We start from the raw sequence: 20,616 nt of genomic DNA on the forward strand, positions 1-20,616 counted from the left end.
TGTTAAAGGGGTGGAGTTATTTTAACGGTTCCTTTTTACTTTTTACCCAGTTCTGTCGCTATCCAATTCTCTAATTTGCCCTCACTGTCCAACTCCGCCAACATCTCTACGTTTTTATCTTTGGAGCGTTTTTTTTCAGAGTTATACTTGGAGATTATCGCTTTAAAACCTGCCAATTTAGCTTTGTTAATATCAAAGCTTGTTTTATCTGTTCGGCTTTGCAATGCATATTTTGCATAGCCGCCCATATAGGAAAACGTTAACTCCTTATTTTTTTCCATTATTTCCATAAGGATCTTATCGCCAAGCTCTATGGTAACTGTAGGGCTGCCAGACATCCATGCCAAAAAAAATGAATTAGCTATTTGCCTTTCGCCATTTTTTGAATTCCAGGGCGTTTGTTCTAACCAATTGATGACGTTTATTACGTCTTTTTCATATTTATTATAATCTTCCGGAGTAGTAAGCGAGTAACTTTTTGGCACCGGAGATAGCTGCGCGGCGCAGTTTAAGCTAATGGTCAAAAGAAATATAGTAACTAAATAGGGAATAACCTTCATAAAAGTTTAAGTGCTATTTTTACTAAAATAGGTATTTTTTTTAAAACCAACTATTTATCGTTGGTTGATGGTTTTGGCAAACGTATCTATTATATCCATTAAAATAATTGCATCATCCAAACTACAAGGATTATCGCCCTCATTATTAAAATAATTAACCACCTTTTCTATCATTGGATAGCCAATATGCTCAGGCTGAATAAACTTTTTTGTAATTTCACCATCATTGTTTTTTAATGTTACGGTATAGGGCTCGTTAAAAAATGGAAAGCTTATGCTGCCTTTTGTACCAACAATTATACATTCATCCGTCACTTCAGATGGTGCAACATTAAAGCACCAGGAGCCGTTTACAACAACTCCGTTCTCAAAAATTATGCTGCCACAAGTGTGGTCGGTAGCGCCGTAAGTGCCTGCCTGATTGATCGAAAAACCGCTGTATTTTGCAGGCGCGCCAAAATAAAACAACATAAGATCTAACTGATGGGGTGAAAGGTCGTTAAAATAGCCACCGCCCGATAAATGAGGCATAATACGCCAGTTATCGGGTGATAGGTCCTCATTATCCGGCTTTGCGCTTTTCCATGTTCTTATTTGTACGCTTCGTACCTGGCCAATAGCACCGTTGTCCAATAATTGTTTTATATGCAGATACATGGGTAGCGCCCTGCGATAATGCGCTACAGCAAGTTTCCCTTTGCTTTGCTTTAAAGCTTGGGCCATTTGCCGTGCTTCGGCAGCATTCATTGCTACCGGCTTATCAACGTATACGTTTAAATCATGGTTAAGACTTGCAAGAACATATTCTAAATGCGATGATGGGGGTGTAGCAACGTAAACAGAATTGATTTCGGCATCATTCAACAGTTGTCCGGCGTCGCTGTACCATTTACCCACACCATGCCTGCGGGCATAATCTTCAGCTTTGGCAGCGTCGCGGCGCATTACGGCAATTAAACGGCTATTAGGTACCTTATAAAGTGGCGGCCCACTTTTTACTTCGGTAACATCGCCGCATCCAATTATACCCCAGTTTATTGTTCCCATGTTTTATATCAATATCATTTAAATTATTTCTGCAACTACAAATGTGCTTCCGCCAACAAAAACCAGGTCGGCAGTTCCGGCGTTTTTTTGCGCGGCTGCCAACGCTTCTTTTACCGAGGGGTAGCTCTTACCCCTTAAATTAAAGCCAAGCGCTTTTTCGCGTAGAGTATCAGCATCTAAACCGCGCGGAATATCAGGCCGGCAGAAATAATAGGTCGCGTTTTTGGGCAGTAGTGCTAACACTTTGCTGCTATCTTTATCGCTAACCATACCCATCACAAGATGTAAATGTTGGTGCGGAGTAGCTGCAATGTTTTTTAACACCTCTTGTATGCCATCCGGGTTATGCCCGGTATCGCAAATAGTTAAGGGAGATTTACTTAGCACATCCCATCGCCCGCGTAAGCCGGTAAGCGCTTTTACGTTACTTAATGCAGTTTTTACGTGCTCATCGCTTATGTTGAAACCCTGTAGCCGTAACTCATCAATAGCGCTTAAAACAGCTTTTATATTTTTAAGCTGATAGCTCCCCACCAGGTCAAGTAATAATGAATACCTATGTTGCGTAAGGGTATGTTGCGCTATTATACTTAGGTTCTGCTCAGTTGCGCCATCTGTCATCTGTACTTCCCATTCATCAGCAGCAAAGCGTATGGGTGCTCCAACATCATTAGCCTTGTTTACAAATACATCAGCCACTTCATCCTGCCGCTCACCAACTATAGCTGGCACATTCGGTTTAATTATACCGGCCTTTTCTGCAGCAATAAGCGGTAGCGTGTTGCCAAGCAGATCGGTATGGTCCCAGCCTATATTGGTAACTATTGATAGCAATGGTTTGATTACATTGGTCGAGTCGAGCCTGCCACCCAGGCCAGTTTCAATAATAGCTATGTCAACTTTCTCTTCCGCGAAAATATCAAAGGCAAGGCCCACGGTCATTTCAAAGAATGACAGGTTTAAACTTTCAATATCTTGTTTATAACGCGCAACAAAATCAATAACGGTCTGCTCACTTATCATGGCGCCATTTATGCGGATACGTTCCCTGAAATCTTTTAAATGTGGCGATGTGTAAAGCCCCGTTTTATAACCCGCCGTTTGTAACACGGCAGCAAGCATGTGCGAGGTTGATCCCTTACCGTTGGTGCCGGCTATATGCACACTTTTAAATTGGGTTTCAGGATGGTTGAGCAATTGGCAAAAGGCGATAGTATTACTCAGATCTTTGGTAATGGCTGATGCCCCTGTGCGCGAAAACATGGGCAGGCGGGTATAAAGGTAATTGATGGTTTGCTGATAGTCCATAAGGTTGCAGCGGTAAATTTAACAGAATTATAACTGTGTTTTTTGTACTAACGCATTTGTGAGCCTTAGCTGACGATAAATTTAAAATAAAGCATTTTTTGAAAAGTTTAGTCATTTGAGTATAATTACACTCGTAATGAGAAAATTTCTGTTATCCGTGTTAATTTGTTGTTTTGGCGCATCTGCCGGGGCACAAAGCATCACGTTGTTAAACCTGATGAATTTAACCAGCCTTAATAATAAACAAGCTGCTGATGATATAGCCGCACGCAAAGCCTTTAAGCTGCAGTATGGCGAGGAAGTAGACGGATTTTTAGTAGAAGGTTACACAACCACGGCACCAAAAAACAAGTTAGAAACCATTAATGTGGGCCGCGGGTTTAAACTGGCCAGTGGTGGCGTGCTGCACACGGCCAGCTATGTTAGCGCTAACCCACAGGATGTTGTTAATCTGATGGGACAGGTAAAGGGCGCTAACCTGAAGCAAACCTTCCACGGGGCCGACGATAAGGATAACATTTATATTTACGACAGCTTTTTATACCACATGGTGGTGCGCATGAGTTTTGATGGTACCCGTTCAACCATTGACATTAGCCAGAAACAGGTTTTTGTAGAGTAACCCAGCCTAGGGCACCAACAGGTAATATATCAGCCAGCATATAGCTCCGCCTAAAATAGCTACCAGCAGGCCGCTTACCTTTCGCTTCTTTAAAAATAAAAGCATTACCAAACCACTTACCGAAACCAGTATAAGGAATACCGCTGCTACATCAATAAGCCAGCTCCAGCCTTTGCCGGTATCGCGGCCTTTGTGCAGGTCGTTGAGTACGGCTCCAAGTCCCGATTTAAGTTCATTAATTTCAAATTTCCCGTCTTTGCGCGAGATAAAGGCATCGGCGCTATAGCCAGGTCCTTTAAAAGACACGGAGAGTTGGTCATCCTGTATCAAAAAATCACTTACATAGCCCTTAATACTATAGGTTTTTCTAAGTAGCTCTACTATCTCCAGTTTTTTTATCTGTGCGGTGTCGGTAACATTAACCCAGGCAATGGGTACACCGCCACTGTATTTTTGCTCTACTTCTTTCCCCTCAAACCAATTGGCATGGTTAAGGGTAAGGCCCGTTACCGAAAAGAAGAGCACCACCACAAAACTCAGCATTGACAGGTAAATGTGCAGCCAACGCGAAAAGGCAGCTGTTTTTTTCTCCAGAACACTTTTCGGCCGTTTATCGGCAGCATTTGTAGTTGTTCTGCTCTTAGTCATTTGCTTTTTTACGAAGATCTAATGATGCCGAACTTACTTCAACATTACTGCCCAGATCAAAATGCTGTGCCTGGGCTTTACTGATAACTATATCTTGTGTCATTAGTTGATGGGTGCCATGTTCGCGCGCTGCCTCTATATATACCGTATACGTTCCTTGTTTAACCAGGTTGCCTTTATCATCCTTGCCATCCCATTTAAGGCTGTATTTACCTGCGCTGCGGGTGGCGCTTGTTGTTGAGGTAACAACCGGGTTGTCATTAATCAAATCTTTGTAATATACAGCATACCATAACCGCAGATCCCATACATATTTTTCCTTATCTGCACGCATCCAAAGCGCTATCTGCCTTACAGGTTTTTTATCGGCATTAACTACCCATACTGCAATATAAGGGCGATTTACCCGCATACCCGGCTGCGTAGCCAATTCAAGGTTTACAGCTAATTCATAATTCGGATCCCAGGATTGTTGTAAAATTGCGGCAGATGGAACTACAACGCTGTTCTTTTCCGCTGGCATTTCCAATTTTTTCCAGCCCGCACTTTCAACGCGTTGCCCATCTGCAGTTACCAGCATGAACTCTGCACCCGGCACTGTTGCCACTAGTTTTTCAGCTTCGGCAGGGCTTAGTACATTAAGGGCTGTAGCCAACGCGCCTGCATCAGTGGCATTAGGTGCAGCTACCGTAGCGCTGATAACGCCACCCGCAGGTTTACCCGTACGCGGATCAACAATATGCGAATACCAAACACCTTTAATTTCTTCGCCACGACGGTAGTTCCCGCTGGTGGCTACAGTTAGGCCCGATACTTTTATTTGCGTTATAGGCTCCGCGTTTTCATAATCGGCTTTTGGGTCGCTTACTTTTATTTGTTCGGTGTGGTCGCCGCGTACCAAAATATCGCCTCCAATGTTCAATACAAGCCCATTAACTCCACTAACACCCATGGCCGCAGTAGCAGCCTTGTTCAAGATATAACTTTTGGTGAACGAATTAAGCATTAACGGCGCGTTATCGGTACGCAGCGCTGTGTGATTCTTTTCATTTAAAACGTAATGCTGTTGATGCACCTGAGCAAGCGCAGCGCTTATCTGCGTGCCGGTAGGCAAGGTGTTTTTAGCTGCCGCATCGCGCCATAGTTTATTAATGGTTTCTGCGGATGCATTCAAAGCGCCACCTGTTCTTTGGCGCCAACTATCAAACAGGCTCAGCACTTCATACAACTCATACGAAACTTTTACCGGTTTTTGCGAGGTGCGCATCCAGCGGCTAAACTCGCTGTCGGCATCGTAACCACTTAGTATTTTATTTAGTCTATCTATTTCGTCCAAAGCCGCTGCCTCGGCCTTTTGGGCTCCGGCATCGGTTTGGGCTTTTATTTTAATTTCAAAAGATGTACCCAGCACGTTCTCGTAATTGGTTACATATAGTTTGCTTTTGGGCGGATGGGTAGCCCGGGCAGTCGGTGCCAGCATTGCCAATGCAACCAGGCAAAGAGTTAGTTTTCTCATAATGGTTTTAGTTCGACTTAAAAGTATGTAAAAAGTATAAACGCGTACTATTAAAGTAGACCAAACCCCTTATTTGCGAGACGAAACTGCTGGTCTGATAATATAAACCACCAAAGACACAGGCAGGTAGCCAAAAATGTTAAATTACTTTTCTTAATATGTTAAATAAAGCTATCTTTGCCACTCATTAAAAATCCTAATGCGGAAGTGGCGTAATTGGTAGCCGCACCAGACTTAGGATCTGGCGCTTCACGGCGTGGGGGTTCGAGTCCCTTCTTCCGCACTTAATGAAAGAAAACCCGGTCAGAGATGATCGGGTTTTTTGTTTATTTTTTCCGTACTAATTTGTCTAACCAACTATCTCGATCTTTTACAATCCCCAGATATTTGTGATATCTCAGCCCGGAAGTTTCTGCACTTGCATTTTGTTCAGCTAGTGCTTCAAAATAAGCAGCTGTTTCAAAATCCTTTCTGTGACTGTATATAATTGAAAGAATGGAATATCCTTTATATTTTTCGATGGGAAATAAAGAGCTATTAACCCTTTTTATAATTATTTTCTCAACAAAATCGTAAAACTCCGTCTTTTCGGTTTTCACAACTAACTCTGAAAAATAACTGTAAGCTTGCGTTTTTACCTGTGGATAAACTAATTCAAAATCAAGAGCCTGCTTATAATAATACACGGCCTTATCGATGTTTCCTCTCTGTTTGTAAATGTTACCCAAAGTCACCAAGGCATCGGGACGATTAAATCTATCTTCTGGGTATTCTGTAAATAACTTATCGATTAATTTTTCAGCAGCATCGAGCAATTGTGGAATTCCAGTTTCGGTTAATTCAAGTGCTTGTATTTTTAAATATTGAGCCCGTCCATCTTTTCTTGCCCGCGCAAGTTTTGCGAAGAAGTATTCTTCGTCAGCCTTCGACCAACTTTTCTGTCTATACCAGTCTGCCATAATCAAATATACTACAAGTGAAATATATAAATAGCTGTCAGTATTAATTATCCAGCTGACCTTTATAATGTACACTACCGCAAATGATTTAAGCTGCTCTCCACTTAATTCATTACTGGCTTACTATTTGCCTGTCTCTTAAAAATATTATCAAGATACGACTATGAAAAAGCTAATTGTATATTCCGGAATTGTAGCCTCTTTGTTGTTTACAACAGGCAACTTAGCAAAAGCACAAAACAAAATAAGCGACCAGGGTAAAGGCGCAATAATTGGTGGCGCGGCCGGCGCGGTTGTAGGCGGCATTGCCGGTAAAAATGTGGGCGGTGCTTTAATTGGTGGAGCTATTGGTGCAGGTGGCGGTTACGTTATAGGTAACGAAACCCGCAAGGCTCGCGAGAAAAGACAACGTATAGCGTACCGCGAAGCTTATTATAAAAAACACGGACACTATCCAAACAAATACGTTTACGTAAAACCAAAAAAATAAACAAAAAACCCGGTCACTTTTTGACCGGGTTTTTTGTTTGCGGATGTTGAAGCTTTAAGAGAGCGTATTTTATTTTACCCGCTCAGTATATTCTCCGGTGCGTGTATCTACCCTTATTTTATCGCCCTGGTTTATAAAAAGCGGCACCCTTAACTCAATGCCATTATCAGTTGTTGCCAGCTTAAGAGCGCCTGATGAGGTATCGCCTTTAACTGCCGGTTCGGTATAGGTAATTTCCAGCTCAACAAAGTTGGGAGCCTGCGCCATAATGGGTTCTTCGCTTTCAAAAGAAACGATTACGCTCATTCCTTCCTTCAGAAATTTTACAGCCGGGCCGAAAAGCGCTTTTGGAATGGTATGCTGCTCAAAGCTTACGTTGTCCATAATAACCATAAAATCGCCATCCTCATACAGATATTGAAAATCATTGGTTTCTACACGGCAAATCTCAACCTGCTCATCCGTACCCAAACGCGCCTCAACAATTTTACCGGTTTTAATATTACGGAACTTGTCTAAATAGAATGCCCCGCCTTTTCCTGGTGTGCGGTGCAATACTTCGGTAACGCTTACCAGTTCGCCGTTGAAGCGTAATATATTGCCTACTTTAATTTCGGATGCCTTTGCCATGAGTGTATTTTGTCAAAATTGAGCGCAAATATAAATTAACTTATGATAATGGAAAGGATACCCAATCACAATTCAAAAACAGAAGTACATCGTCAAACGACTTAAAGAGATAGCCCTTTAGCTTCTTAAGTATTCTCCCGTCTCCTTAATCAAAGCTTTCATTAACTCAGCCGCCTTTGTATGCTTCAGTATCGGTGCAATCTGCCCTCCCCAAAAAAGCACCATGTCCCACTTTTCCTGCTCCAAAGCTGCTTTGCGCAAAGGTGCCATAAAGGTGGTTTGCAAGGGGAAGGGTAAATGGCCTGCTTTCTGATAAAGCAGGTCTTTAGCTATACGGCTTGTTATGCCCCTGCCTAACCTGCCGGTAAACGCGCGGGATAGCATTGTATATTTGGCAGCGTCAGAAAACAGCATTTGTCTGTGAATGGGTAACGCGTTTGATTCATCAGTAGCTAAAAAAGCGGTACCTATCTGCGCTGCATCTGCACCTAAAGTTAAAGCCGCGGCAACGCCCCGGCCATTGGCTATGCCACCAGCGGCAATAACCGGAACCTTTACTTTTTCTTTGATCAATTGCAGCAACACAAACGTGCCAGTGGTTGACGCTTCGGCCGAGGCGAGAAAGGAGGGACGGTGCCCGCCCGCTTCAAAGCCTGAAGCGATGATCATATCCACACCCGCGTTTTCCAGGTAAATGGCCTCATCCAAAGTAGTAGCTGCACCAACCGTAACAATGCCCCGTTTACGGCTTTGCTCTAAAATATCAGCCGAAGGCACGCCAAACATAAAGCTGAAAACTTTCGGCTTAACATCCAGTATCACCTGTACCTGGTTTTCAAAACGGGTTTTAAACGGCGCGGGTTTGGCAGGAAGGGCTATACCCGCCTCATCAAAATAGGGTTTAGAAAGAGCCTTCGTTTTTTCAAACTGCTCATCGCTCACCGTGCCGTCAATCGCGTCGGTGTCTGATACCCAAAGGTTAATATTATAGGGTTTATTGGTAGCTGCTTTTATCTGCCTGTCCACATCAACTATCTCCTGCGGACTTAAAGTGTAAGCGCCATATCCGCCCAGGCCACCCATGTTAGATACTGTTGCCACCAGCTCAACCGATGACAGGTTACCCCCAAACGGCCCTTGCAAAATGGGGTATTGTATGCCTAATAGTTCTGTTGCTTTTGTATTGTACCACATGGCTTTAGTTTTTATGAGTTAACGTCGCTCATCATTTTGTTTACAATGAGCCACTTACCATCAATTTTATGGAAAGATAAAAAATCGTGATAGTTAAAATCGTACATTTTTACCCTTACTTCGGCAACGGCTATTGATTGCACTACTTTTATACTAAGTATCTCGCCGCTAAACGGTGTACCGGCATCTTCCGGACTTTGGCGATTAACTACCCCATTTAAATATTCGGGCAGGGTTTTGGAGTATGGTGCTCCCTTCACGTCGCCAAATAATAAAGTGCCGGGATGGTAGATCTTTTTCAATAAGGCTGTATCGCCGGTATAGATCCCTTTTATATAATAGTCTTCCAACAATTTTGAAATGGCTATTGCATCAGTTCTTTGCGTTTCCATTTTAATATCAGTTTAAATTATGACCAGCGCTCATGCCACCATCAACATTAATAATGGCACCGCTTATAAAATTACTTTTAGCTATGGTATAAACCATTTCGGCAACATCGGCTACCTCGCCAACTCGGTTAAGCAGGTGTATCCCGGCATTTGCATCCGCACCTTCGCCGTGCATGGGCGTACGGATTACACCCGGAGCAACTGTATTTACCCTGATATTATCCTTACCAAACTCGGCGGCCAATTGTAAGGTTAAAGCATGTATAGCGCCCTTGCTGGCTATGGGTGCTGTAGCAGGCGCGCCACCCAGGGCATGCCCAACCAGCGGCGTACCTATGTTGATTACTACACCCCTGTGCTGTTTAAGCATTTGCGGTATTACAGCCTGGGTTGTAAAGTAAGTACCTTTAAGGTTGGTATTTAAAAATTTGTCCAGATAGGCCTCATCAACTTGAAGAAACGGTTTGTTGCCGAATATGCCCGCATTGTTAACCAATACATCTGCCGAGCCAAATTTTTCTACGGCGATGGCCACCATTTTTTCGCCTGTGCGCTTATCACTCACATCCCCTGCTACCATGGCCAGGTTAGGCCCGGCACCCAATTCGTGATATACTTTATCTAATTTTTCGGCGGTGCTTGAATTGATCACTACGTTATCGCCTTTTAGCAAAAAGTAGCGGGCTACCTCTCTGCCTATGCCGGATGATGCCCCGGTTATTAATACTGTTTGTTGTTTCATGGCTTATTTTTTATCGGCTGTTATACCTTTTTCTCTTAATACTGATACCTGCTCGCCGGCGTAACCCCAATCATCCAGTTCTATTTCCTGTATCACTACGTGGGTTAGGTGCGGGTCTTTGTTAAGCGTATCGCTAATTAAATCCGTTACGCCTTTTATTATAATTTGCTTTTGTTCGCGGGTAACCCCTTCTCGGGTTACTTCTATTTTAATGTACGGCATGGCTTTAATAATTTAAAGCTAAAGCAGTTTAAGCTGCTTTAGCGGTTATACTTACGTTCAAATCAAAATCATTGTAGATCAGGGTATCGCCAAGGTCCTTAAAAAAGTTACCGGAGCGAAACCTCATTTCGTATTTGGTACGGTCTATAACAATTTTGGCATTTGCGCTCAGGGTATCGCCATTTACGTTTACGTCGGCATCAAATGCTATAGGGTGAGTAATGCCTTTAATGGTGAGGTCGCCGTTGATCCGGTTACCTTCAACCGAAGTGATCTGTAATAATGCTTCCGGATATTTTTCGCTTGAGAAAAAATCGTCAGATGCCAAATGACCTGCAAACTGCGCGTTGGTAGCCGGGTCAGTAATATCCAGAATGTTGATAGCAGTGGTGTCTATAACAAACTGACCTCCACTTAATTTACCACCTGTTAAAATAAGCCAACCTGCTTTAATAGCTATTGTGCCGTTGTGTGCGCCGGTTACCTTACGGCCTATCCATTCAATATTGCTTTGGGTGTTTTCAATTGAGAATTCTTGTGTTTCCATTGTCTTTATGTTTTAAATAACAACACAAAGTTGGGTAGGAAAAACGGGGTAGGCGTGTGACCTACATCACATTCAAAACAAGGGGTGAGTTTATGTGATGTATATCACTTTTCGTGTGTGTATAACCGGCTTAAGGTCTCGCGCGATACGCCTAAATAAGCGGCTATCAGGTTTTTTGGTACGATGTTATACAATTGGGGGTACATTTTTAATAACTCTTCGTAGCGGCTTTTAGCGTCGTTATTCATTAGCGATAGCAGGCGTTTCTGGCTGGCTACATAGCCCTTGTTGGTGCGCCAGCGGAAGAAATGTTCCATAGGGTGTAATTCGGCGCACAGCTTTTCGCGGTCGCTGTTACTCAGGCACAGCACTTCGGCATCACTAATACAATCTACGTTGATAGTTGCCTTGCTGCCGGTGTAAAGAGCGTTAAAATCCGACGTCCACCAGGTAGGCATGGCAAACTGCAGGATAAACATTTTCAGATCATCGTTAATATAAAACGATTTGAGGCAGCCCGATAGTACAAAATATTCCTGATCTACCTTATCGCCGGCGGTTATTAAAGCCTGTCCTTTTTTAAAGGATCGCGGTTTAAAGTGCGCCAATACGTAATCAAATTGTTCATCTGTTAGGGTGATGGTTTTAGAAAGATGTTGCTTTAATATTTCGGCGGCTTGCATAGCCTAAGTTAGGTTTTTTTATGGCAATTGATATGCTTTACATCACTCAAAATCCCACCAAACCGTGTGCTTAGGCGGGTCGCCCAGGGTGTATGGTTCGCCAATCAGGGGTACGTTTAGCAGGATCCCAGCCTTTTCGGCAGCCGGGATCAGCTTTTCTATAGGCTCGTTCCAGGGATGATCTGCCGCTACAAATTTACCCCAATGGATAGGCTGCAGCAAGTTGGCCTGTAGATCGCCCGCTGCTTTTACGGTTTCGCCAAATGTAAGGTGCGTCCATGGCCAGTTAGGACTATATTGCCCGCATTCCAGCAGTGCCAGATCAAATGGGCCGTATTGTTTACCTATCTGTTTAAAATGTGGGCCATAACCACCGTCGCCACCGTAATAGAGTTTGTATTGTGCTGCCTGGATAACAAATGAAGCCCAAAGCGTTTTGTTAGCTGTGTTATATGTGGTGCGGTTGCTTTTGTGCTGCGCGGGCGCGGCGGTTATTTTAAGGCCGCCCGGCAAGGTTACAGACTGGTTCCAATTTAATTCTGTTACTTTTTTGGGGTCAAATCCCCAGTATCGCAGGTCGCCGCCCACACCTACAGGCACTACCGCCATTTTAACGCGACTTTTCAGTTTTTTCAGCGTACGAAAATCCAGGTGATCATAATGATCATGCGATATAATAAGTACATCAATTGGCGGCATATCTTCAGCATGGTAGCCCATGGTGCCTTTAAACGCAGTAACCAGGCCCGGTACGGGCCCCGCGTGGTTGCTAAAGATAGGATCGATAAGAATATTACCCTGTGCAGTTTTGATAAGCAGGGATGAATGCCCAAACCAAACCACGGTAGGCGCGGGGGCGGCCAGTTTTTTAAGGTCAGTAGTAACTGATGGCAGCGGTTTAGATGGCCTTATAGTGCCAGGGCGCTTATGCAGAAAAAGCCACTTTTTGTACTTAACCGCCGAGTCTAAACGTTCAGTGAGGTTTTGAAAACTGCCTTTTTTGTAATTGGTCAATGTATCCCATCCGGCACGGGCATTCCCCCTCGGGTTTCTGCCCACAGATCTTATTACGCCGCAGCTAACAATGCTTGCCAGCAACAGTATAATTACCCCAATTTCGCGCGCATTGATTTTCATATCCCTGAAACACATAATAACGCGTAAGGTTCAGTGATATTTATAAAATAAGAAGTAGATGTTGCTTTTAAACGGTATTAGTCTACCTTTTTACCCTTCATAGCGTGCGCAATAGCGGTGTCCATCAGCCGCTCAGCAAAGGGGCGCGTATACTCGTTTAAAGCATCAATTGCCTTATGTATACCATCCTTATCACCGTTGGATAGTTGTTGCTTCAGGTTTACAACCAACTTGTTGGTTTCAATCCCTTCTTCCAAAGTAACATGTTCGCCGTTCTTCTGTAAAAAGCGTTCAACGGTATAGATCATTTGCTCGCCTTCTGTGCGGGCTTCTATAATCATACGCTGTGCCACGTCGTCCTTAGCGTGCGTAATGCTGTCCATCAGCATTTGCTCCACCTGGTCGTCGGTAATGCCGTAGGTAGGCTTAACCTCAACCTCCTGCTTAACGCCCGAGCGCAGTTCAATGGCCTGGATCTTTAAAATACCGTCGGCATTAAGCAAAAAGTTAATATCCACCTTGGGGAAGCCTGCAGGCATAGCGGGTATGCCTTTCAGTTCAAACTCCGCCAGTTTGCGGTTCTCGCTTATCAGGTCGCGTTCGCCTTGATAAACGGCTATTTTCATGTTTACCTGGCCGTCTTTTGAGGTGGTATACTGTCTGCCTGCTTTGGTCGGCACCTTGCTGTTGCGCGGAATTATGACATCCATCAGCCCGCCCATAGTTTCAATACCTAATGATAGTGGGGTAACATCCAGCAGTAAAATATCGCGGCGGTTACCGGCCAAAATATCGGCCTGAATAGCGGCCCCCAGGGCAACCACTTCATCAGGGTTAACATCATCATGCACCGGGCGACCAAAAAAGTTAGATACCATTTTTTTAACCAATGCCGTGCGGGTTGAGCCGCCTACCATTACCACTTCATCAATCTGCTTTACGTTTAATTTTGCATCTCTCAACGCGTTCTCGCACGCAGTAATGGTTTGCTGTACTTTAGGCAGTATCAGTTGTTCAAACGTTACTCTGTCAAGCGTGCACCATATATCACCTATCTTCTCGTTAAACAAACTCTGGTGGGCAAAGGCTTTTTTAGCCTCCTCGGCCTTTAAACGCAATTGCTGCGCCAACTCGCGGTTTTGGCTTACTATGTTTATATCCAGCTTGTTTTGATCGATCCAGTAATCAACAATAGCGCGGTCAAAATCATCACCACCTAAAAAGGTATCACCATTGGTTGACAGCACCTCAAAAATGCCGTTCTGGATCTGCAGAATAGAAACGTCAAATGTGCCGCCGCCCAAATCATATACCGCAATGGTCTTCGTCTCATCCGGATTTAAACCTATTCCATAAGCTAAACTTGCGGCAGTCGGCTCGTTCACTATGCGTAAAACGTCCAGTCCGGCCAGTTTACCTGCATCGCGGGTAGCCTGGCGCTGCGAATCATTAAAATAAGCAGGCACCGTAATTACAGCGCGGTTAACAGGCGTTTTAAGCGCATGCTCGGCACGGGCTTTCAATTCTTTTAATATCAGGGAGGATAGCTCAATAGGGGTATAAAATTTATCGCCTACGTTTATTTTCACCAGGCTCTCGCTGTCGTCATCAATTACTTTGTACGAGAAAAAATCTTTGTAATTGGCAACGTCCTTAAAAGAGCGGCCCAATAATCTTTTAACAGAAAATATAGTGTTCTGCGGATCGGTTATCAGGTAGTTTTTGGCTTCATTACCTACCGTGATATCACCTGACTGGCCAAAGTGCACTATTGATGGCACCAAAACGCCTTTGCCTGTATCATTAATCACCTGCGGGTTTTTGTCGGGGTTGATGAAGGCCACCAACGAGTTGGTGGTACCCAGATCAATACCTACAATAATTTCTTCTTTTTGTATAGAGCCCGTTGCCAGGTTGATAGAAACTTTAGCCATGGTGTAATGTTAACAAGGGGCAAAGGTAGGTAGTTTTGGCCTATGCTGTGTCATGATATTGTGAATTGCAGCAAAACGCATAAATTGCATGGCGAATAAAATTATGAGCACTCAATTGCGGTTAAGGTATTTTTTAACTTTTTGGTTGCTTAGTACAACCATTACCGGGGCTTTTGCGCAGCAATTTGGCGGCAACCCGCCATCGGTTAAGTGGCGGCAGGTAAATACGCCTGCAGTAAAAGTGATATTTTCTCAGGGTTTAGATTCTGTAGCTTTTAACATTGCCGGCGTTATTGATCGCGTTAACCCAGCGGTTCAGCCCACAATAGGTAATAGACAGAAAAAAGTTAGCCTGGTTTTGCAGGACAAGACCACAATCCCCAATGCATACGTTGGCTTGGCACCGTTTAGAAGCGAATTTTATTTAACACCAGATCAAAACAGCTTTGAACTGGGTAGCCTGCCCTGGGCAGATCAATTGGCCATTCACGAGTACCGGCATGTGCAGCAATACAATAATTTTAATGTGGGCCTGTCGCGGGTTTTATCAACCATTTTTGGGCAGGGGGGACAGGCGGTTGCCAATAGTTTATCTGTACCCGACTGGTTTTTTGAAGGTGACGCCGTTTATAACGAAACGCTGGTGAGCCGTCAGGGCAGGGGCAGGCTGCCTTATTTTTATAATGGATACCGGGCCTTGTGGGCAGCCAATAAAAATTATAGCTGGATGAAGCTACGTAATGGCTCCTATAAGGATTATATCCCCGATTGGTATCCTATGGGCTATATGCTGGTATCATACGGCAGAGAGAAATATGGCAACGAGCTCTGGCGCAATGTAACCCATGATGCTGCCGCGTTTAATAGTTTGTTCTATCCGATGCAGCATGCTGTAAAGAAATATACAGGTAAGGATTTTAAAACTTTCAGAACAGAAGGATTAAATTATTTTAAACAGCAATACCAGTATAAATCAATAATTCAATCATCCAATAATTCAGTAATTAATAATGAGTTTCCCGCCTTTGTGGATGAAAACACACTCATCTATGTTACATCAGCTTACGATAAACTGCCGCAGTTTACATTAAACAAAAATGGTGTAGAAACTAAGGTAAGTGTCCGTTCCCGTTCATTAGATAACTATTTTGATTACCGAAACGGCAAGGTGGTTTACGCCGCCTACCGCCCTGACCTGCGATGGACCTATCGCGACTATAGCGAACTGCGCGTTTTGGACATTAGCACAGGTAAGGAAAGGCAGCTTACCCGCTCTACCAAATATTTCGCACCCGCTTTTAACGCTGACGGAACGCTGATAGTTGCTGTAAAAACCGTTGCCGGCCAAAGTTGGCTGCATATTTTGGATGCCGCAACAGGTAAGGTTATTGATGAAATACCTAACCCTGATAAGTTATTCTACACTTATCCAAAGTTTTATAATACCCAAACGCTGGTAGCTGCTGTACGAAACTCAAAGGGAGAAATGACCCTTGCCTTTATTGATATAAAAACCGGTGTTGCAAAATATTTGCTGCCCTGGTCATTTAATCCTATTGGGTTTATTGCAGTGAATAGCAATAAGATCTATTTCTCGGCAACAGCAGGTAAAAACGACAGGTTGTTTTCTTTCTATCCTGCAACCGCGAGACTACTCGAGTTTAAATCAAATATTGCAAACCTTAATCAATACCAGCCTGCTGTTTCGGGCAGTAAACTGGCTTGGGTGGAGTTTACGGTATACGGTTATAAGGTTAATGAAGCTACCAGTACTTCATCACAATGGATAGAGACGCCGCAACAGACTATCCAAAGCTTGTCTGATTTTAATATATCGGTGCTCGCTAAAGACTCATCGGCGAATTTACTGGGCGCTGTATCAACACCAACACTCGCGGTTTCCAAGTACAGCAAGGCACATGGCTTGTTTAACTTCCACAGTTTGATACCTGATTTTAGCGATCCGAACTACAGCCTTACCCTGACAGGCGAGAATGTGCTGAACACATTCCGCTCTGAGGTATCATTTAATTACAACCGGGATGAAGGCTCAAAGCAATTTGGTTTTGCCGCTTTGTATGGAGGATTGTTCCCGTTTATAAGAGGCGGCGTTAATTATACGCTTGACAGGCGCAGCCTGTTTAACGGCGAAAGGATCTATTTTAATGAGAAAGATGTTTACGCGGGTTTACAACTACCTTTAAACCTAAGCAATGGCAAAAATGTCACATCACTTTCTGCCGGAAGCGATGTTTATTATACCAGCAATACCATTCAGGACCCCTTCCGAACCCGGTTCCGTGATCGTAATTACACCTACCTTAGTCATTCAATAAGTTTCAGCAACCGCATACAGCAGGCAAAGCAGCATATTTATCCACGCTTTGGTCAAAACATCAGCTTGAGTTATCGCTATGCAATAAGTAGCTTAACCGCCAGCCAGTTTTTGGCTAACGGCACCTTGTTTCTGCCGGGTGTTTTGCGCAACCACAACCTGGTTATTAATGTGGCCCACCAGGAAAAAGGCCAGAGCAATGCGGTTAATTTTTCTAACAATTTTCCGTTTTCAAGGGGTTATACCGCCGAAAATTTGCAACAGATGAATAAGATAGGCGTAAACTATCATTTGCCTTTGTTTTACCCGGACGCAGGGCTTGCGCAAACCGTTTATTTTATGCGGGTACGTGCTAACCTGTTTTATGATTATACCCGTGCCCAGGATACTTTCAGTAATGGAAAACCCTTTAATGCCGACTTCCGCACAGCAGGTGCCGAACTGTATTTTGATACTAAATGGTTTAACCAGCACCCGCTTACATTTGGTGTTCGCTACAGTTATTTGCTGGATAATGATATTTTTGGCGGCTTGGGTAAAAACAGGATAGAGCTAATTTTGCCTGTAAGCTTTTTTTAATCACACATACATTTACTAATTTGGCACGTAATGAACCGCATAGACCGCATAGCCGCCATATTGATACAACTGCAATCGCGCAGGGTGGTAAAAGCGGCTGATATAGCCGAACGCTTTAACATCAGTTTACGCACTGTTTACCGCGATGTAAAAACGTTGGAAGAGGCAGGTATTCCTTTAATTGGAGAAGCCGGAGTTGGTTATTCCATAATGGATGGCTACCGCCTGCCGCCTGTAATGTTTACCCGCGAAGAAGCCACCGCGTTTTTAACCGCCGAAAAGTTTATAGAAACACTTACAGATACCTCTACCAGCGCAAACTACAGCTCGGCCATGTATAAAGTGAGGGCTGTGTTAAAGAATACCGAAAAGGAATTACTGGAAGGTATGGACGATAGGATAGAGGTACTAAAAAGCATGGCCCGCGCCAACGTGGCACCCACAGATCATATCCAAACTATACTGCATAGCATAGCGCAAAAAAAAGTGTTAGGACTTAACTATTTCGCGCAACACAGTCAGGAGCTTACCAAGCGTTATGTTGAGCCTGTTGGCATATTTTACTCTGCAAACTATTGGCATTTAATAGCCTGGTGCAGGCTGCGTAATGGTTACAGAGATTTTAGGATTGACCGTATAAAGAATTTACACGTTACAGAAGATACTTATACAAATGAACATCCCACGCTAAAAGATTACATAGCACAAACCGCGCATGATCAGGATCTGGAACGGGTGGTGATAAGTGTTGATCAACATGTGCACTCGCATATGGAGCAGCAAAAATATTATAGTGGTTTTGTATCTGAAAGAAAGGTTGGTAAAAGTATAGAAATGACTTTCCTTACTAATTCGGTTGAAGGTTTTGCCCGTTGGTATATGATGTTTGGCGATAATGCCGATATCATCGAATCAGAAAAACTCAGAGACCGGGTAAAAGCAATATTGGAAGCTACTTATGTGCGAATTAGCGCGGGCGTTGCAGTGGTGTAACACCTAAACCGGCAAATTTCTGAAACACAAGCTGGTTACTAACGTTGTTAAATATAAAAAAGCAATGTTATGGCAAAGCTCAGTTTAAAAACAAGTATCGACATAAACGCCCCCGCAGCAGAGGTTTGGGAAGCGTTAACTAATCCGGCTATCATCAAACAATATTTTTTTGGAACAGACCTTAACACGGACTGGAAAGAGGGAAGCCCAATTGTATGGACCGGCGAATGGCAGGGAAAAACCTATCAGGATAAGGGTAAAGTGCTTCAAGTTGACCCCGGTAAATATGTAAAATACAGTTATTGGAGCAGCATGAGTGGCACCGAAGATAAGCCGGAAAACTATCAAAACGTTAGCTATACCTTAACCGAAAACAACGGCGTTACCAGGTTTGAATTAGAGCAGGATAATATTAAAGATGAAGCAGCTAAACAGCACTCTGAACAAAACTGGCAAACGGTGTTTGAAAAGATGAAGGAGCTGGTGGAAGGTAAGTAAAGTGAACAGTTGGGTGTCACTCTGAGCTTGTCGAAGAGCGGTGCGTAAAGGCCTCTGCGCACTATGGTTCGACAGGCTCACCATGACAGCCATTAAAATTATCTCTCAAACGTCATCCTCAGCCCTGAATCCTCTGTAGTGAACTTGCCATTGCTCCAGGCCAATTTGCCCGAAATAATTGTATGCTCAATGCTTGAACGGAAGGTAGAGCCTTCAAAAGGGCTCCAGCCGCATTTATATAAAATGTTATTTTTATTTACCTGCCATGGTTTGTTCAGGTTAACCAGGGCCAAATCGGCATAATATCCCTCGCGTATAAAACCACGTTTAGCTATTTGAAAACAGGTAGCTACATTGTGCGCTGTTTTTTCTGCTATCTGTTCCAGGGTTATTTTACCATGATGATAAAGCTCAAGCAAAGCAGGTAAAGCATGTTGCACCAAGGGGCCGCCGGATGGCGCTTGCAAATAAGATTGCGCTTTTTCTTCAATGGTATGTGGAGCGTGATCGGTAGCAATAACGTCTATACGCCCATCCAACACTGCTTTTAAAATACCATCGCGGTCTTTGGCCGTCTTTACCGCCGGGTTCCATTTTATCAGGTTGCCTTTGGTTTCATAATCTTCGTTGCTGAACCATAAATGGTGCACACAGGCTTCGGCTGTAATGCGTTTATCTTTCAGCGGTATTGTATTATCGAATAAATGCGTTTCCTTTTCGGTAGAAATATGTAAAATATGCAGCCTGGCATTATGTTTTTTAGCCAATGCTACTGCCATTGATGATGACAGATAACAGGCCTCCTCGCTTCTTATTTTAGGATGAAGGCGCACGGGTACATTATCGCCAAATACTTGTTTATAATGGGCCAGGTTGCTTTGTATCGTAGCCTCGTCTTCACAATGGGTAGCAATAAGCATGGGCGAACGGGAGAATAAATTCTCTAACGTAGTTGGATTATCCACCAGCATATTACCGGTTGATGAGCCCATGAATACCTTTATACCGCATACATTTTGAGCATCAGTACGCAAAACCTCATCCAGGTTATCGTTAGATGCACCCATGAAAAACGAATAGTTAGCTAAAGAGCGTTGCGCTGCTATGTCGTATTTATCCTGAAGCAACTGCTGCGTTAAAGTATTGGGTACGGTGTTCGGCATCTCCATAAAAGATGTTATTCCGCCAGCCACCGCCGCGCGCGATTCTGTATAAATATCTGCCTTGTGTGTAAGGCCCGGCTCGCGAAAATGCACTTGGTCGTCAATCGCTCCCGGGAGGAGGTACAATCCTTCGGCGTTAATAGTTTCGTCGGCCTTTACATCAATCTGGCTATCTATCCGTTCAATAAATCCGTCTTTAATAAAAACATCTGCATTAAACTGTTTGCCTTCATTAACTATGGTAGCTGATTTGATGAGGAGAGTAGACATATAGCAAATATAGCTTTTGAGGCTGAAAGGTGAAAGGCAAAAGGTAAAAGGCGAAAGGTTTTGCTTTGAAGAGGGGCTCAGAGCCCTGTGAGCCTGCATTGTTTAGGGGTTAGCGGTTGGGATAACACCTATTACCTTTCGCCTTTT

21 protein-coding genes and 1 tRNA gene are annotated in these 20,616 nt (G+C 43.6%); 6 read left to right on the top strand and 16 right to left on the bottom strand.

Annotation, left to right across the window (positions count from 1 at the left end; all coding sequences use genetic code 11):
* Nucleotides 1–35: 35 nt before the first annotated feature.
* Genes ACFQZS_RS07850 through ACFQZS_RS07860 form a run of 3 tightly spaced genes read right to left on the bottom strand, consistent with a single transcriptional unit; the run spans nt 36 to nt 2,915 of the window.
* Entirely contained in the window at nt 36–560 is a 525-nt protein-coding gene (locus ACFQZS_RS07850) for a hypothetical protein (RefSeq protein ID WP_377098954.1), read from the bottom strand.
* 54 nt (nt 561–614) lie between these two features.
* Nucleotides 615–1,607 (bottom strand): Gfo/Idh/MocA family protein, encoded by a 993-nt coding sequence (locus ACFQZS_RS07855; protein WP_377098956.1) that lies wholly within the window; start codon nt 1,605–1,607, stop codon nt 615–617.
* Nucleotides 1,608–1,625: 18 nt separating this feature from the next.
* Complete coding sequence (locus ACFQZS_RS07860; RefSeq protein WP_377098958.1) at nt 1,626–2,915, bottom strand: bifunctional folylpolyglutamate synthase/dihydrofolate synthase; 1,290 nt, start codon at nt 2,913–2,915, stop codon at nt 1,626–1,628.
* 136 nt (nt 2,916–3,051) lie between these two features.
* On the opposite strand from ACFQZS_RS07860, the gene ACFQZS_RS07865 reads away from it, so the two are divergent.
* Nucleotides 3,052–3,537 carry a hypothetical protein gene (locus tag ACFQZS_RS07865; RefSeq protein WP_377098960.1) on the top strand — a complete coding sequence of 162 codons (486 nt, stop codon included), beginning with the start codon at nt 3,052–3,054 and terminating at the stop codon, nt 3,535–3,537.
* 6 nt (nt 3,538–3,543) lie between these two features.
* On the opposite strand, the gene ACFQZS_RS07870 is transcribed toward ACFQZS_RS07865, so the two are convergent.
* Both ACFQZS_RS07870 and ACFQZS_RS07875 read right to left on the bottom strand, forming a co-directional pair.
* On the bottom strand, nt 3,544–4,185 hold the full coding sequence (locus ACFQZS_RS07870; protein WP_377098962.1) for a PepSY-associated TM helix domain-containing protein: 642 nt from the start codon (nt 4,183–4,185) through the stop codon (nt 3,544–3,546).
* On the bottom strand, nt 4,178–5,701 hold the full coding sequence (locus ACFQZS_RS07875) for a DUF2271 domain-containing protein (RefSeq protein WP_377098963.1): 1,524 nt from the start codon (nt 5,699–5,701) through the stop codon (nt 4,178–4,180). The genes ACFQZS_RS07870 and ACFQZS_RS07875 overlap by 8 nt, the downstream gene beginning before the upstream one ends.
* Before the next feature lie 201 nt (nt 5,702–5,902).
* Between ACFQZS_RS07875 and ACFQZS_RS07880 the strand changes: the two genes are divergently transcribed.
* Nucleotides 5,903–5,984: transfer RNA gene (locus ACFQZS_RS07880), tRNA-Leu, on the top strand.
* 43 nt (nt 5,985–6,027) lie between these two features.
* Here the strand turns inward: ACFQZS_RS07880 and ACFQZS_RS07885 are convergent.
* Nucleotides 6,028–6,660: a hypothetical protein gene (locus ACFQZS_RS07885; RefSeq protein WP_377098965.1), complete on the bottom strand. Its 633-nt coding sequence runs from the start codon at nt 6,658–6,660 to the stop codon at nt 6,028–6,030.
* A gap of 163 nt (nt 6,661–6,823) precedes the next feature.
* On the opposite strand from ACFQZS_RS07885, the gene ACFQZS_RS07890 reads away from it, so the two are divergent.
* Nucleotides 6,824–7,150, top strand: coding sequence for a glycine zipper domain-containing protein (locus tag ACFQZS_RS07890; protein ID WP_377098967.1), 327 nt, complete (start codon nt 6,824–6,826; stop codon nt 7,148–7,150).
* A gap of 69 nt (nt 7,151–7,219) precedes the next feature.
* On the opposite strand, the gene efp is transcribed toward ACFQZS_RS07890, so the two are convergent.
* From efp to hscA, 9 genes are all read right to left on the bottom strand, one after another.
* Nucleotides 7,220–7,780, bottom strand: a complete 561-nt coding sequence (gene efp, locus ACFQZS_RS07895; RefSeq protein ID WP_377098969.1) for an elongation factor P — start codon at nt 7,778–7,780, stop codon at nt 7,220–7,222.
* 117 nt (nt 7,781–7,897) lie between these two features.
* Nucleotides 7,898–8,974 (bottom strand): NAD(P)H-dependent flavin oxidoreductase, encoded by a 1,077-nt coding sequence (locus ACFQZS_RS07900; protein ID WP_377098971.1) that lies wholly within the window; start codon nt 8,972–8,974, stop codon nt 7,898–7,900.
* An 11-nt stretch (nt 8,975–8,985) separates the two neighbouring features.
* Nucleotides 8,986–9,366 carry a nuclear transport factor 2 family protein gene (locus ACFQZS_RS07905; protein ID WP_377098973.1) on the bottom strand — a complete coding sequence of 127 codons (381 nt, stop codon included), beginning with the start codon at nt 9,364–9,366 and terminating at the stop codon, nt 8,986–8,988.
* Nucleotides 9,367–9,373: 7 nt separating this feature from the next.
* Nucleotides 9,374–10,108 (bottom strand): SDR family NAD(P)-dependent oxidoreductase, encoded by a 735-nt coding sequence (locus ACFQZS_RS07910; protein ID WP_377098975.1) that lies wholly within the window; start codon nt 10,106–10,108, stop codon nt 9,374–9,376.
* A gap of 3 nt (nt 10,109–10,111) precedes the next feature.
* A complete protein-coding gene (locus tag ACFQZS_RS07915; protein ID WP_377098977.1) occupies nt 10,112–10,330 on the bottom strand; it encodes a tautomerase family protein in 219 nt (72 codons plus the stop codon).
* A gap of 28 nt (nt 10,331–10,358) precedes the next feature.
* The gene (locus tag ACFQZS_RS07920; RefSeq protein ID WP_377098979.1) at nt 10,359–10,877 is read right to left on the bottom strand and encodes a YceI family protein; all 519 of its coding nucleotides are present in this window, start codon (nt 10,875–10,877) and stop codon (nt 10,359–10,361) included.
* A 104-nt stretch (nt 10,878–10,981) separates the two neighbouring features.
* On the bottom strand, nt 10,982–11,560 hold the full coding sequence (locus ACFQZS_RS07925; protein WP_377098981.1) for a Crp/Fnr family transcriptional regulator: 579 nt from the start codon (nt 11,558–11,560) through the stop codon (nt 10,982–10,984).
* Nucleotides 11,561–11,602: 42 nt separating this feature from the next.
* Entirely contained in the window at nt 11,603–12,697 is a 1,095-nt protein-coding gene (locus ACFQZS_RS07930) for an MBL fold metallo-hydrolase (protein ID WP_377098983.1), read from the bottom strand.
* 77 nt (nt 12,698–12,774) lie between these two features.
* Nucleotides 12,775–14,631 (bottom strand): Fe-S protein assembly chaperone HscA, encoded by a 1,857-nt coding sequence (gene hscA / locus ACFQZS_RS07935; protein WP_377098985.1) that lies wholly within the window; start codon nt 14,629–14,631, stop codon nt 12,775–12,777.
* A 103-nt stretch (nt 14,632–14,734) separates the two neighbouring features.
* Here hscA and ACFQZS_RS07940 point away from each other — a divergent pair, with 103 nt between their 5' ends.
* From ACFQZS_RS07940 to ACFQZS_RS07950, 3 genes are all read left to right on the top strand, one after another.
* Nucleotides 14,735–17,545, top strand: coding sequence for a hypothetical protein (locus ACFQZS_RS07940; RefSeq protein WP_377098987.1), 2,811 nt, complete (start codon nt 14,735–14,737; stop codon nt 17,543–17,545).
* A gap of 30 nt (nt 17,546–17,575) precedes the next feature.
* Nucleotides 17,576–18,538 (top strand): helix-turn-helix transcriptional regulator, encoded by a 963-nt coding sequence (locus ACFQZS_RS07945; RefSeq protein WP_377098989.1) that lies wholly within the window; start codon nt 17,576–17,578, stop codon nt 18,536–18,538.
* Nucleotides 18,539–18,607: 69 nt separating this feature from the next.
* Nucleotides 18,608–19,036 (top strand): SRPBCC family protein, encoded by a 429-nt coding sequence (locus ACFQZS_RS07950; RefSeq protein WP_377098991.1) that lies wholly within the window; start codon nt 18,608–18,610, stop codon nt 19,034–19,036.
* A gap of 98 nt (nt 19,037–19,134) precedes the next feature.
* Here ACFQZS_RS07950 and ACFQZS_RS07955 read toward each other — a convergent pair whose 3' ends face one another.
* Nucleotides 19,135–20,469 (bottom strand): dihydroorotase, encoded by a 1,335-nt coding sequence (locus tag ACFQZS_RS07955; RefSeq protein WP_377098993.1) that lies wholly within the window; start codon nt 20,467–20,469, stop codon nt 19,135–19,137.
* Nucleotides 20,470–20,616 lie beyond the last annotated feature (147 nt).

The organism is Mucilaginibacter calamicampi, from assembly GCF_042676765.1.
Lineage (GTDB): Bacteria > Bacteroidota > Bacteroidia > Sphingobacteriales > Sphingobacteriaceae > Mucilaginibacter > Mucilaginibacter calamicampi.

Excerpts from the sequence above, each read along its gene's own strand:
- ACFQZS_RS07850 (WP_377098954.1), bottom strand. The coding sequence starts at position 560 with ATGAAGGTTATTCCCTATTTAGTTACTATATTTCTTTTGACCATTAGC.
- ACFQZS_RS07855 (WP_377098956.1), bottom strand. The coding sequence starts at position 1,607 with ATGGGAACAATAAACTGGGGTATAATTGGATGCGGCGATGTTACCGAA.
- ACFQZS_RS07860 (WP_377098958.1), bottom strand. The coding sequence starts at position 2,915 with ATGGACTATCAGCAAACCATCAATTACCTTTATACCCGCCTGCCCATG.
- ACFQZS_RS07865 (WP_377098960.1), top strand. The coding sequence starts at position 3,052 with ATGAGAAAATTTCTGTTATCCGTGTTAATTTGTTGTTTTGGCGCATCT.
- ACFQZS_RS07870 (WP_377098962.1), bottom strand. The coding sequence starts at position 4,185 with ATGACTAAGAGCAGAACAACTACAAATGCTGCCGATAAACGGCCGAAA.
- ACFQZS_RS07875 (WP_377098963.1), bottom strand. The coding sequence starts at position 5,701 with ATGAGAAAACTAACTCTTTGCCTGGTTGCATTGGCAATGCTGGCACCG.
- ACFQZS_RS07885 (WP_377098965.1), bottom strand. The coding sequence starts at position 6,660 with ATGGCAGACTGGTATAGACAGAAAAGTTGGTCGAAGGCTGACGAAGAA.
- ACFQZS_RS07890 (WP_377098967.1), top strand. The coding sequence starts at position 6,824 with ATGAAAAAGCTAATTGTATATTCCGGAATTGTAGCCTCTTTGTTGTTT.
- efp (WP_377098969.1), bottom strand. The coding sequence starts at position 7,780 with ATGGCAAAGGCATCCGAAATTAAAGTAGGCAATATATTACGCTTCAAC.
- ACFQZS_RS07900 (WP_377098971.1), bottom strand. The coding sequence starts at position 8,974 with ATGTGGTACAATACAAAAGCAACAGAACTATTAGGCATACAATACCCC.
- ACFQZS_RS07905 (WP_377098973.1), bottom strand. The coding sequence starts at position 9,366 with ATGGAAACGCAAAGAACTGATGCAATAGCCATTTCAAAATTGTTGGAA.
- ACFQZS_RS07910 (WP_377098975.1), bottom strand. The coding sequence starts at position 10,108 with ATGAAACAACAAACAGTATTAATAACCGGGGCATCATCCGGCATAGGC.
- ACFQZS_RS07915 (WP_377098977.1), bottom strand. The coding sequence starts at position 10,330 with ATGCCGTACATTAAAATAGAAGTAACCCGAGAAGGGGTTACCCGCGAA.
- ACFQZS_RS07920 (WP_377098979.1), bottom strand. The coding sequence starts at position 10,877 with ATGGAAACACAAGAATTCTCAATTGAAAACACCCAAAGCAATATTGAA.
- ACFQZS_RS07925 (WP_377098981.1), bottom strand. The coding sequence starts at position 11,560 with ATGCAAGCCGCCGAAATATTAAAGCAACATCTTTCTAAAACCATCACC.
- ACFQZS_RS07930 (WP_377098983.1), bottom strand. The coding sequence starts at position 12,697 with ATGAAAATCAATGCGCGCGAAATTGGGGTAATTATACTGTTGCTGGCA.
- hscA (WP_377098985.1), bottom strand. The coding sequence starts at position 14,631 with ATGGCTAAAGTTTCTATCAACCTGGCAACGGGCTCTATACAAAAAGAA.
- ACFQZS_RS07940 (WP_377098987.1), top strand. The coding sequence starts at position 14,735 with ATGAGCACTCAATTGCGGTTAAGGTATTTTTTAACTTTTTGGTTGCTT.
- ACFQZS_RS07945 (WP_377098989.1), top strand. The coding sequence starts at position 17,576 with ATGAACCGCATAGACCGCATAGCCGCCATATTGATACAACTGCAATCG.
- ACFQZS_RS07950 (WP_377098991.1), top strand. The coding sequence starts at position 18,608 with ATGGCAAAGCTCAGTTTAAAAACAAGTATCGACATAAACGCCCCCGCA.
- ACFQZS_RS07955 (WP_377098993.1), bottom strand. The coding sequence starts at position 20,469 with ATGTCTACTCTCCTCATCAAATCAGCTACCATAGTTAATGAAGGCAAA.